Origin of the sequence: Conexibacter woesei DSM 14684, assembly GCF_000025265.1 — a bacterium.
GTDB lineage: Bacteria > Actinomycetota > Thermoleophilia > Solirubrobacterales > Solirubrobacteraceae > Conexibacter > Conexibacter woesei.
The window spans coordinates 629,241-641,465 of sequence record NC_013739.1 but is presented as its reverse complement, the minus strand read 5'-3'; the positions used below and the strand labels follow the sequence as shown (position 1 = coordinate 641,465).

General features: G+C 72.3%; 7 protein-coding genes. 4 read left to right on the top strand and 3 right to left on the bottom strand.

Annotation, left to right across the window (positions count from 1 at the left end; translation table 11 throughout):
- Positions 1-115: 115 nt before the first annotated feature.
- Together dacB and CWOE_RS03020 are read right to left on the bottom strand one after the other, a co-directional pair.
- Positions 116-1,678 (bottom strand): D-alanyl-D-alanine carboxypeptidase/D-alanyl-D-alanine endopeptidase, encoded by a 1,563-nt coding sequence (gene dacB / locus CWOE_RS03025; RefSeq protein WP_160165467.1) that lies wholly within the window; start codon positions 1,676-1,678, stop codon positions 116-118.
- A gap of 49 nt (positions 1,679-1,727) precedes the next feature.
- A complete protein-coding gene (locus CWOE_RS03020; protein WP_012932091.1) occupies positions 1,728-5,000 on the bottom strand; it encodes a hypothetical protein in 3,273 nt (1,090 codons plus the stop codon).
- An 87-nt stretch (positions 5,001-5,087) separates the two neighbouring features.
- On the opposite strand from CWOE_RS03020, the gene CWOE_RS34435 reads away from it, so the two are divergent.
- The 4 genes from CWOE_RS34435 (at position 5,088) to CWOE_RS03005 (ending at position 10,964) form a co-directional block, all read left to right on the top strand.
- Positions 5,088-5,222 (top strand): zinc ribbon domain-containing protein, encoded by a 135-nt coding sequence (locus CWOE_RS34435; RefSeq protein ID WP_081425209.1) that lies wholly within the window; start codon positions 5,088-5,090, stop codon positions 5,220-5,222.
- Positions 5,223-5,231: 9 nt separating this feature from the next.
- The gene (locus CWOE_RS03015) at positions 5,232-5,909 is read left to right on the top strand and encodes a Crp/Fnr family transcriptional regulator (protein ID WP_012932090.1); all 678 of its coding nucleotides are present in this window, start codon (positions 5,232-5,234) and stop codon (positions 5,907-5,909) included.
- Positions 5,910-5,969: 60 nt separating this feature from the next.
- Complete coding sequence (locus CWOE_RS03010) at positions 5,970-9,161, top strand: adenylate/guanylate cyclase domain-containing protein (RefSeq protein ID WP_012932089.1); 3,192 nt, start codon at positions 5,970-5,972, stop codon at positions 9,159-9,161.
- A gap of 207 nt (positions 9,162-9,368) precedes the next feature.
- Entirely contained in the window at positions 9,369-10,964 is a 1,596-nt protein-coding gene (locus CWOE_RS03005) for a hypothetical protein (RefSeq protein ID WP_012932088.1), read from the top strand.
- Positions 10,965-11,025: 61 nt separating this feature from the next.
- Here CWOE_RS03005 and CWOE_RS03000 read toward each other — a convergent pair whose 3' ends face one another.
- Positions 11,026-12,204 carry a BaiN/RdsA family NAD(P)/FAD-dependent oxidoreductase gene (locus CWOE_RS03000; RefSeq protein WP_012932087.1) on the bottom strand — a complete coding sequence of 393 codons (1,179 nt, stop codon included), beginning with the start codon at positions 12,202-12,204 and terminating at the stop codon, positions 11,026-11,028.
- Between the last annotated feature and the right edge of the window lie 21 nt (positions 12,205-12,225).

The window sequence follows — 12,225 nt, the reverse complement described above, 5'->3', positions numbered from 1 at the left end:
GAGATCGAGATCATGGAGATCGAGTCACAAGACGACGCGTAGTCGACTCGCCTACTACCGGTCCGATCCCGGGCGCGGGAGCCGCCGATCGCTCGCAGCGGCGAGCGCGGGCGCTCTACAGGTTCTGCTGGATCGCGACGACCATCGCCGCCTGGTCGTCGACGACTCTGAAGAAGCCTGCGGCGGTGCGCGTCGGGACGTTGCCGACGGCGATCATGAAGACGACTCTGCGGCCGCTCTTGGTCTCGGCGTAGCCGGCGAGGCTGTTGCCGAGCACGATGATCTGGCCGGCCGCGTTGCTCACGACGCGGTTGCCGGTCTTCATCTGGGAGCGGCCGGCGGCGGGCGATCTCGACTCGACGTTCGCGAGCGTGCCGTCGCGGCCGAGGATCGGGAGGGCGTCGACGAAGGCTCTGCCGTACGGGGCTCTGACCACGTGCCGCAGCAGCGTCGCGAGGGCGGCCGGCGTCGTGCGGCCCTGATCGTCGGAGCCGGCGCCGTCCATCGGGATCACGCCCGCGTACGGCACGCCGAGACCGCTCGCGGTCTGCACCTCGCTCGTCAACCCGTCCTCGCAGTCGGTGCTTCCGCGTCTGACCGCGGCGAGGCAGGTCATCAGGTCGGCGCCACGGTTGTGGCTGACCTTCAAGATCAGCTTCGCGTACTGGGAGAGCGTCGAGGAGACGTGCTCACCGACCCTGTCCGCGGCTTGATAGCTGCCCTTCGGCGGCAGCAGCGTCGCGGGGTTCGGGCCGGTCGCGGTCGCCGTCACCGTGACGCCGGCGCGTTGGAGCGCCGCGATGAATGCGGTGCGGGCGAACGCGGCGGGATCGTCGACCTCCCACACCTTCAGCGTCGGGCCGCTGCCGGCTGCGATCTGGCCCGTCACCTCGATCGTGCCCGGCGTCGGCTCGCTGACGTTCAGCGTCGTCGGCTTGCCCGCTCTCACGGTGACGACGCGGTTGTCGACCGTGTACGAGGCGGTCAGCGGACGCTGGTCGATCGACGCGGGTTGCCCGACGGCGCCCGGCTTCACGAGCAGGTCGACCAGGTTCTCGTTGACCCAGATCGGGGAGATCAGCCCGTCGGGGAAGCCGTCGTACGGCGCGAAGAGCCGGTCGTCGACGACCACGTCGCCGCTCACCCGCGTGATGCCTGAAGCGCGCACGTCGCGCGCGAGCTCGTCGAGCCCGGCCATCGGGTCTCCCTTGGGGAGGACCGCGCCGGGCAGCTGGTCGGCGTAGCTGTGGTCGACGGCGGGGAGGTTCGCGTAGGCGAGCCGGCCGCCCGGTTCCGCGCGCAGTCCCAACGTCAGGTCGCCGGAGCCGACCAGCACCAGGCTCCCGCCGAGCGTGCCGCCGGAGACGGTGCCCTGGCGGTAGACCGGGGTCCGGAAGCGGTAGTTCGTCCCGTATCTGCTCAGCGCCGTCGACACCGAGTAGAGCTTCATCGTCGAGCCGGGGTCGAACATCTTCTGCGCGTTCTGTGCGCCGAGCACGTCGCCCGTTCTCTGGTCGAGGATCTGGAAGCCCCAGTCGGCATGCCGATACCGCGGCTTGGCTTCGATCCGGGCGATGATCTTGGCGACCTTGTCGGCGCCGGTCGCCTTGCCGCTCGCCGACGGCCGCGCGGCCGTTGCCGAGCCCGCGAGCAGTCCTGCGGCGCCCAGAGCGCTCACGGAGAGCGCGACGGCGAGAACTCGGTTGTCACTCAGCCGCGGCATCGCGTCACGACCCGAATCTGCACTTGTCGTACTGGCGGAATCTCGTCGTGAGGTTGTCGGCCTGCTGCCAGAACCACGTCGACTTGTCGATGCCGTAGCCGCGGCCGAGCGCGGGGATCGGGGCGCCGAGGTTGGGGGACTCGAACATCTGTCTGAGGATCTCGTCGGGCGGATAGTCCGTCGAGGTGCCCCCGTCCCAGCCGAAGACCAGCGACGACCAGAGGTCCAGCTGGTAGAGGATCGGCACCCAGGCGCCGTCGGGCGCGCCGCGGAACCGGTAGCGGCAGTCGTCGGGCTTGGGGCCGCCGTCACGGCCGCTGCCGTCGGTGAAGATCCGGAACCCGTGGTACTTGCCCGACTTGAGCGACTCCATCAGCGCCGAGGTGTAGTAGCGCCCGCTCGCGTTCACGAGCTGGTCGGTGATCTCGCCTGACGAGATCGCGCCCGCGGCGCGAGCGGCGTCGGCCAATGCCTCCAGCCGTCCCCGGTCCGACATCGCGGCGGCGCGGACGGCGAGCAGGCCGCCGACGCCGCTGTAGACCGCTCCGTTCAGGTCCCCGCCGAGCTGCTGCACGGTGTCGTCGAGCGCCGTGCCGAGCGGCTTGTCCGCCGAGTTCGACACCGCGCTCGTCAGCTCCACGACGTTCTCGGCGAGACTCACGGCGGCAGCCGCCTCCGGAGCGAACGCCACCTCGGCCAGGTCGGCGAACTCCGTGAGCGTCTCCATCAGACCCAGGAGCGGCGAGGCGACCTCGCTCTCCGGGGGATCGACCTTCTCCTTGATCGTGGTGAAGGTGGTGATCAGCCGGGCCTGGTCGCCGCTGGAGGCGACCTGCAACGCCTGCACGAGCTTGTCCTTGTAGTCCAACGTGGCGTCGAGGTCGGCGAACTCGCTCAGGAGCGCCGCCTTGAGGTTGCAGAACTGGGTGAGCGTGAAGCCGGGCTCGTCGCTTCCGCTCGGCGGTCCTCTGCACGCGCCCGCCTGCGCGCCGGGATAGTGCACCGAGCCGGACAGGACACTCGAGGCGGAGTCCCAGTGCGCGTAGTCGGGCAGGCCGAGGTACGCGCCCCGGATGTCGGTCCTGAACGTGTCGCTGACCTTGGTGAAATCTTTCGCGTGCGCGGGATTCACGCCCGGATCGGTGAGCTCCCCCGAGATGTACGCCAGCGCCTTCTGGTAGGCGCCCGCGTCCGGCCCTGACGTGTACGGCCACGGCGCGGGCTCGGCGTTGAAGATGACGTCGTACAGCGAGTCGACAGGTCCGTCCGTCGCCGACCCGGTGGGCGGCAGGAAGAACCCGTCGGGGCCCATGCGCGCCTCGCCGCTCAGCGTGCCGCGCTGCTTCGCACCCGTGGTCGCGTCGAGCACGAGGCCGGCGTTGGACTGCGCGGCCCCGTTGGACCCGAGGTGCGCCCCGCCGAAGAACGCATAGCTCGGCGAGCGGTAGTTGAAGTAGTGCGGGTTGGCGCCGATCGCCGTGAGGCTGAGGCTGACCTTGTCGTCCCAGCCGGGGTTGGCGGGCGCGAAGCCGCCGATGCTCTGCAGCGCGACGTAGTTGCCGCGCCCGTTCATGTTGCCGACGTTGTCGAGCTCGCTCGCCGCGCTGATCGCGTTGGCGAGCTGCGCGCGGCCGTTGGCGTCGTTCTCGAACGTGAGGTTTCTCACGACACTGAGGTCCGCCGGATCGACCTCGACGAAGTGGAAGCCGGTCGCCGTCCCGAGCGGCGGGCTCGTCACCGACTCGCCGCCGAAGGTCATCGTGTTCGAGGTGGGCGTCGACGCCGCGCTCGTGTTGAACGGCACCTGCAGCGGCTGGAAGCGGTAGCCGGCGCTCAGGTCGGCGTCCGGCATCAGCCAGCCCTGCTTGGCGAGTCTCGGGTTGCCCTTGTGGCTGCGCATCAGCCAGCCGCTGCCCAGGCCGGCGGTCGGGAAGCCGACGGCGACGATCTGCTGCCCCGGCTTGTCGAGGTCGTCGACGTCGTCGAGCGGGTTCACGCCGATCGCGGCCAGCGCGTCGTTGAATCTCTTGTACTGGCTCGGCGGCAGGGTGCTCCGCTGGGGCGGGAGCGCGAGCATCACGAGGGTGGTCAGGCTCGACTGTTGGAGCTTCGCCGTCAGGCTGTCGAGCGAGTGGTCGGCGTCGTCGCAGCACCACGTGTTGCCGGCGACCGTCGGCTGGAGCGTCCGGCGATCGAGCTCCAGCCATTGGATCGTCGCCGCGGGACCGGTGTGCGGGTAGAACGTGCCGCCGTTGCCGGGCTTGCCGAGCTGGATCCCCCGCGGATCCGCGGGGAACGCGTTGGCCGCCACCTCGAGCAGCGTCGACTTCGGGATCGCCTGCATCACGGCGTCGTCGACGGTCGTCCCCAGGGTCGTCTGCGCGGCCGACGCGCGGCCGCGCGGGCGCTCGGTGACGCGCACCCGCGCGACGTAGCGACCGGGACGATCGGGCACCAGCGAGGGGCGCGCGCTCGTGGATCTGCCGATCGTCGCCCGCGACCTCGCCGGCTTGCCGACGAGGGTCCAGCGGTACGTCAGCCGGCCGCCGCGCGCGGCACGATGGGCACCCCCGATGCGGACGCGCATGCTCGGCCGCGTCGTGCGGTCGGCGCCCGCCGCCGCCAGCGGCCGGTCGCGGTGCACCGTGAAGCGGCGGCGCACGGACGTGTAGCGACCGTCGCGCGGCTCGGCGACGAGCACGCTCAGCCGGTTGACGCCGTGGCGCAGCCCGTGGGTCCCCGACAGCGAGGCCGTCCAGCTCGTGCCCGTCCGAGCGACCATCGCCTTGGTGATGGAGCGCCCGTTGAGCCGGACCCGCAGGATCCGCTGGCGCCGCGCGAGCTCCGCGCGGGGCGCGCCGGAGACGACATCGACTTTCAGCGTCGCCGGGTTGCGGCCGGTGAGGCGCACGCGGGCGAACCTCGCGCTCCGGCGCACCATGAAGAACGACCGGACGCTGCGGCGCTCGGACCTGCCGCCCGCTCTGGAGACGGCGACGAGGTGGTTGCGCCCGGGACGCAGGCCGTCGCTGCGCCGGAGCTCGCCGACGAGCCGCCCGCCCGCGACACGCAGGCGCGCGGTCACGTCGCGGTCGTTGAGCCGCACGCGTGTCTTCGCGCCGGCGTCGCGGGCGACGACGACCCGAACCGCGCCGTGCTTGACGAGCGCGTCCGCGCCCGGAGCGACGATGAGCCGGGGAGCGGGCGCGGCCGCGGCCGCCTGCGCCTGGCTCGCCACGACGAGGATGACGACGACCACCGCGAGTGCACGTTTCATGCGCTCGACGGTACGTGGCGACCGGGCATCGATCTACCCAATATTGGGTGGTTCACCGCCGCGCCGCGGGGCTAGCCTGCCCGTCACATGAGCGCCTTCCCTTGTCCGGTCTGTGGCCAGGTGCCGTCGGCGGACGCGCGCTTCTGCCGGCGCTGCGGGGCGCGCCTTCCGCCTCCTTCGCCTGCCGCTCCGCACCCGCCGAAGCCGGACGAGAAGGGTTAGCATCGGGGCGTGGTCGCCGAACGGGCAGAGCCGGGCACGTTCCTGGCGCTGCTGTCCGCCCGCGACCGGGAGGCGCTGCTGACACTCGGCGGACGGCGCCGCTTCGCGCGCGGCGAGCGACTCATGCACCAGGGCGAGCCGGGCGATCGGGTCCTGGTGCTGCTCGACGGGCACGTGAAGGCGAGCACCAGCGACGCCCGCGGGCGCGAGCTGGTGCTCAGCTTCCGGGGACCGGGCGACGTGCTGGGCGAGCTGACGTTCATGCACGCCGAGCCGCGCTCGAGCGACGTCACGGCGATCGAGCCGGTCCAGGCCGAGGCGCTGGCCGCGTCGGAGTTCCGCGCGTTCCTCGAGCGGACGCCGACCGCGGCGCTGACGCTGATCGACGTGATCGGCCGGCGGTTTCGCGATGCCAACCGCGCGCGCCAGCAGTTCGGCGATCTCGACACCATCGGCCGCGTCGCCGCGCGGCTTGTCGAGCTGTGCGAGCGCTATGGCGATCGCACAGACGCCGGCATCGAGATCGGGCTCCCTCTCACGCAGGACGACCTCGGCAGCTGGACGGCGTCCTCACGGGCCGGCGTCGCCAACGCGCTGCGGACGTTGCGCGAGCTGGGCTGGATCGCGACCGAGCGCCGACGGATCACCGTGCTCGACCTCAGCGCGCTGACGCAGCGCGCCGCGTGACGAAAGACCAGGGATGACAGGACCCCTGACGATCCGTAGCCTCGCGGCCGGGAGCCGAGCTTGGGATCGAGACACTGCGCCGACTGCGGGCACCGCGCGACGGATCGCGCGCGCTTCTGCGAGCGCTGTGGGACGGCGCTGACGGCGACCGCCGCTCCGCTGCGGGCGCCGCGCACGCTCGAGGCGAAGATCCTCGACGAGCGCACGGCGATCGAGGGTGAGCGCAAGCAGGTCACGGTGATGTACGCCGACATCGTCGGCTCGATGCAGCTGACCGACCTCCTCGACGGCGAGCGCTGGGGGCTGATCCTCGACCGCTTCCTGGCGATCGCCGCGCGCGCCGTCCATGCCTTCGAGGGGACGGTCAACCAGTTCACCGGCGACGGCTTGATGGCGGTCTTCGGGGCACCGCTCGCGCACGAGGACCACGCGCGGCGCGCGTGCCTGGCGGTTCTCCAGCTCCAGAGCGAGGTGGCCGAGCTGGCTGCGGACGTCGCGCAGGCCGACGGGGTCGAGTTCGCGATCCGCTGCGGGCTGAACTCCGGCGAGGTCGTCGTCGGCGCGATCGGGGACGACGTCCACATGGACTTCGTCCCGATCGGGAACACGACCGCGCTCGGCAAGCGGATCGAGTCGCTGGCCCCCGTCGGGTCCGCGGCGATCAGCGCATCGACCGCTGCGCTCGTCGACGGCGAGTTCGCCCTGCGCGAGCTCGGCGAGTTCGTGGTCAAGGGCGCGGAGGGACGCCAGCGCGTGCTGGAGCTGATCGGGCGGGGCGCGGCGCAGACGCGCCTGGACGCGATGGCGGCCACGCGCGGCCTGTCGCCGTTCATCGGCCGCGACGCCGAGGGCGCCGCGCTGGAGATGGCGCTCGAGCACGCGCTCGCCGGCGACGGGCGGGCGATCGGGATCGTCGGCGACGCGGGCGTCGGCAAGAGCCGCCTGGTGCACGAGTTCGTCGCGGGCTGCGTCGCTCGGGGGCTGACGGTCAGCGTGACGCATGGCGTAGCGCACGGGCGCTACGTCCCACTGCTGCCGGTGCTGGCGCTGCTGCGCGACTCGTTCGGCGTGGCCGAGGACGACCCGCCGGAGGCCGCCCGCGTGCGGATCGAGACGACGATGCTGCGTCTAGACCCGGCATTCGCATCCGACCTGCCGTTGCTGTTCGAGTTCCTCGGCGTCGCGGACCCCGACCGTCCGGCCGCATCGCTCGATCCGGAGGTTCGCCAGCATCAGCTCCTGACGGTGGTGACGCGGATGGTCGCGTCGCGTGCTCGCTCGGAGGCGGCGGTGCTCGTGGTCGAGGACCTCCATTGGCTCGACGACGCCAGCGCCGCGTTCCTCGAGCAGCTCGCCGAGGCGGTCGTCGGCTCCCGCACGCTGCTCGTCACGACCTACCGGCCCGAGCACGAGACCGTGATGCTGGTGGACGGCCCGCACGCCCAGATCGAGCTCGGGCCGCTCGACGCCGACGCCACGGGCAGCCTGCTCACCGAGCTGCTCGGACGCGACCGCTCGCTCGACGGGCTGGCGGGGCTGATCGACGCTCGCACGGGCGGCAACCCGTTCTTCATCGAGGAGGTCGTCCAGGCGCTCGCCGAGAACGGCCATCTCACCGGCGCGCGGGGGACCTACGAGCTCGCGGCGGAGCTCGAGGGCCTCGTCCTGCCGCCGACGGTGCAGGCGGGGCTCGCGGCGCGCATCGATCGGCTGCCCGCGCGCGAGAAGGCGCTCGTGCAGACGATGTCGGTGATCGGGATCGAGATCCCCGGGGCGCTGTTGGGCGCGGTCTCCGAGCTCAGCGAGAGCGAGCTGGCGGAAGCGGTCGGGGTGCTCGCGAGCGCCCAGTGGGTCATCCCGCGCGGGCTGCGCGGTCGCGAGGAGTACGTCTTCAAGCATCCGCTGACGCAGGAGGTCGCCTACGCCTCCCAGCTCTCCGAAAGGCGGGCGCACGCGCACCGCGCCGTCGCCGCCGCGATCGAGCGCGCGTACCCCGACGGCCTGGACGAGCGCGCGGCCCTCGTCGCCCACCACTGCGAGGCGGCCGGCGACAAGCTCAGGGCCGCCGAATGGCACGCGCGCGCCGCGGCCTGGGCGGAGGGACCGTCCCCCGCCGACTGCATGCGTCACTGGCGTCGCGTCCGCGCGCTCGCCGACGACCTCGACGCCTCGCCCGAGCGCGACGCGCTGACCACCAAGGCCGGCGTCGGCATCCTCAGCCTGTCCTGGCGACTTGGGATCGCTCCCGAGGAGGCCGCGGCGATCCACGCCGAGGCGCACGCGGACATCGAGCGATTTCGTGGGGATCTCTACTACGCCGGGTCGCTCATGCACAGCGGCCGCGAGCGAGCGAGCCTCGTCCGGTTCCGGACAGCCAGCCAAGCAGCGGTCGCGGCCGGCGATCCCGGGCGTGCGCTGACCGCGTCCATGGGCGTCGCGTACGCAAGCTGGGTGGCAGGCTCGTTGACCGAAGCGGTGGAAACACTCGACCACGCGCTCACGCTGGCGGGCGACGACCCGGCGACGGGCTCCGGCATCAGCTTCGTGTGCCCGCTCGGGCACGCCTGGCAGAGTCGCGGGCAGGTCGTCGGGTACATGGGCGAGCTCGAGCAGGCCCGCCGCGACTTCGACCGTGGGACCGAGCTGACGCGCGAGCACGACGACCCCCAGACGGAGTCGGCTTGCCATGCGAACCGTGCGCTGCTCGAAGCGACCGTCGGGCAGATCGCGGCGGCGCTTCGCAGCGCTGCGCTGGGCCTCGCGATCGCCGAGCCGGCGGGCGACACGACCCACACCATCGCATGCTCCGTGCCCGTTGCCGTGGCCGACGCGGCCGCGGGACGCGTCGCCGATGCGCTCGCGCGCGCGGAGTCCGACCTCGCGACGATCCGGGAGCACGGGATCGGCCTCTACCACGAGCCGCTGCTGCTCGCGACGATCGCGCGGTCCCGGCTCGGGCTCGGTGCGCCCGACGAGGCGCTCGCGGCTGCCCTGGAGGCGGTGGACATCATGAACTCCCGAGGCCTGGGTACCTGCGCGCTGTCGGCGCCGATCACGCTCGCGCACGTCCTGCTCGCCACCCAGGGCGCGGCGGCCGGCGAGCGGATCGAGACGGTTCTCGCCCGCGCCGCACAGGTCGCGCGCGTGAGCGGCGCACAGGTCTTCCAACCCCTGATCCAGCGCGAGCTCGAAGCCCTCGCGCGCGTGCGTGGCGACAGTGTCGGCCTGCGGTCGCGGGATCCATCGCCATGACCGGGACATCGACGACGCCCCGGCGTTGAGACGCGCGCTCGCGGCCGATGATCGACGGAACGCCGCGACGAAGGCGACGCCGCGACCAAGGTCGGACGGCGACGAGCCGTTCGGGGGAGCGCCGGGCGCCGCTCGCGGCCGATTCCCGGGACGAAAGCCGCGCGACGGAGCGTGCGGTGCGGACGCTGACCCGGCAAGGAGGCAACGATGGGCCGACGGTGGAGGACCGCGACGATCGCGGCCGTGGCGACGGTCACGGCGGCGTTCGCGCTGGCCGGCACGGCGACCGCGGCGCAGTACCGCGACTGGGACGAAGGGGAGGAGAAGCTCGTCTCGCCGGCCCGCCCGCTGACCGGCGCGGTGCGCGCGACGGCAGGCGAGGGGACGCCGTCGCGCGTCGTCGTCTCGGTCGCGACGGCGGGCGGGCCGTCGGTGACGGTCGATCAACCCGGCGCCGACGGCTGGTTCGCGTTCGAGCTGCCAGTCGCCGGCCTCGCGGACGGCGGCTACGAGGTGCACGCGCGCCTGTACGACGGCGACCAGCTGATCGCCGTCGCCCCGTACCGCCCGATCATGGTCGACAGCGCCCCGCCCTGGCTCGCCTTCGATCCGTTCAGGACGTACCGGCGTCCCGGCGAGGCGCCGATCACGGTCTCCTGGGACGTCGAGTGGGGAGCGCGCACGACCTGCAGCTTCGGCCTCGCGACACCCGTGCCCCCGTCAATCCCACCCGCGCCGTGCACCGACTGGTTCACGGTGCCGGCATACTCCGACGGCGCCTACGAGGTGACCGTCGTCGCGACCGACGAGGCCGGCAACATCGGCACGTACAGACAGCCGCTGACGTTCGACAACGCCTGGCCGCTCGTGACGCTGACGGGCGGGCCGGCCGAGGGCGAGCTGTCCGGCCGGCGCGCGGAGAGCTTCGCGATCGCCGTCGCCGACCGGAACCCCGGCACGACCGCCTGCACACTCGACGCCGAGCCGGTCGCCTGCGGCGAGCGGCTGGAGGTCGCCGGCCTGCCCGACGGCGACCACGAGGTGACGATCGCCGCAACCGACCTGGCCGACAACACGACGTCGGTCCGGCGCGCCTGGACGGTCGACGCGACCGCACCGGCGCTGACGCTCGACGGCCCTGCCGACGGCGCTCGCGTGCGCGCCGGCACCGTCGTCTACACCGCCGCGGCCGTCGACGGCTCGCCGCTGACGCTCGCCTGCCGCTGGAACGACGCGCCGCCGGCCCCGTGCGGTGAGCGCTTCGAGCGCACGCTGGCAGCCGGCACCCACCGCTTCGAGGCCACCGCGACCGACGCCGCCGGCAACCTCTCGACGCTCCTCCGCACGGTCATCGCGGAGCCGGAGCCGGAGCCGCAGCAGCCGCCCAGACAGCAACCGCCACCACCCGAACAGCAGCAGCCGCCCGCACAGCAGCCGCCGCCCGGCAGCGGTCCGCCGAACCCGCAGGGCCCCGGCGGTACGCCCGAAGCGCCGGAGCTGGAGCCGCTCGCCGCGGCGCTCACCGGCCCGCGCACGACCACCGTCGCCGCGCTCCGCCGCGGGGTGCGGCTGACCGCCCGCTGCTCGCGCCGCTGCCGCGGCACGCTGCACCTCCAGGCCGGCGGGCGCACGCTCGCGAGCGTGCCGGTCTCGGTCGGCAGCGGGAGCGCACGCGTCACGGTCCGGCTCCCACGCGGGCGGACGCTCCCGCGCCGCGCCCGCGTGACCTTCGCGCTGGCGGTCGAGACGGCCGATGGCAGCCGCGGCACCGCCCGCCTCACCCGCGTGCTCGGCGGCGGCTGAGGCCGGCGCGGCACCGGTCGCGCGACGCTCCCGCGGATCCCCAGCAGCACAGTGAGAGATCTCATACGAACTGCGCCGCCGCGTGGCCCGAGGCCCAAGCCCATTGGAAGTTGAAACCGCCCAAGTGGCCGTTGACGTCCAGCACCTCGCCGATGAAGTAGAGACCCGGGCTCTTCAGCGATTGCATGGTCTTGGACGACACTTCGCGCGTGTCGACGCCGCCGAGGGTGACCTCGGCCGTCCGGTAGCCCTCGGTGCCTGCCGGCACCACCTGCCAGGCGCCGAGCTTGTCGGCGATGTCGCGCAGTCCGGCCGGGGCGTACTGCTTCATCGGCTGGGAAGTGAACCAGCGATCGGTCAGAAGGGCCGCCATCTTCTTGGTGAAGACCTCGGCCAGAACGGTCTTCAGCTCGCTGTTCGGGCGTGCGGCCTGCTGGGCTTGCAGCCACTCCAGCGCGTCGCGGTCGGGCAGCAGGTTGATCTCCATGGCGTCGCCGGGATGCCAGAACGAGGAGATCTGGAGGATCGCCGGGCCGCTGAGGCCGCGGTGGGTGAACAGGATGTTCTCGCGGAAGCTCTCGCCGTTGCAGCTGACGACGCAGTCCACCGACGTGCCGGACAGCTCGACGCACAACTCCTTGAGCGGGCCGGAGATGGTGAACGGCACCAGACCGGCGCGGGTGGACAGAACGTTGTGGCCGAACTGGCGGGCGATCTCGTAGCCGAAGCCGGTGGCGCCCAGCGTCGGAATCGACAGACCGCCGGTGGCGACCACCAGCGACGGCGAGGTGATCTGCCCCATGTCGGTGCTCAACAGGTATCCGGATGCGGTCTTCTCGACCCGCTGCACCGAGGTGCGCAGTCGCAGCTCGACACCAGCCTGCCGACACTCTTCCAACAGCATCTCGAGGATGTCCTTGGACCTGTTGTCGCAGAACAGCTGGCCGAGCTTCTTCTCGTGGTACGGCACACCGTGCTTGCCGACCAAGGCGATGAAGTCCCACGGGGTGTAGCGAGCCAAGGCCGACTTACAGAAATGCGGGTTCATCGAGGCGAAGTTCGCCGGGTCCGCATACATGTTGGTGAAGTTGCAGCGACCGCCACCGGACATGAGGATCTTCTTGCCCGCCTTGTTGGAGTGGTCGACGAGCAGCACCCGACGGCCGCGCTCGGCGGCGGTCAGCGCACACATCAGCCCGGCGGCGCCTGCCCCGATGATCACAACGTCAGGTGAGCCCACGACACATCCTCACGCACAGCA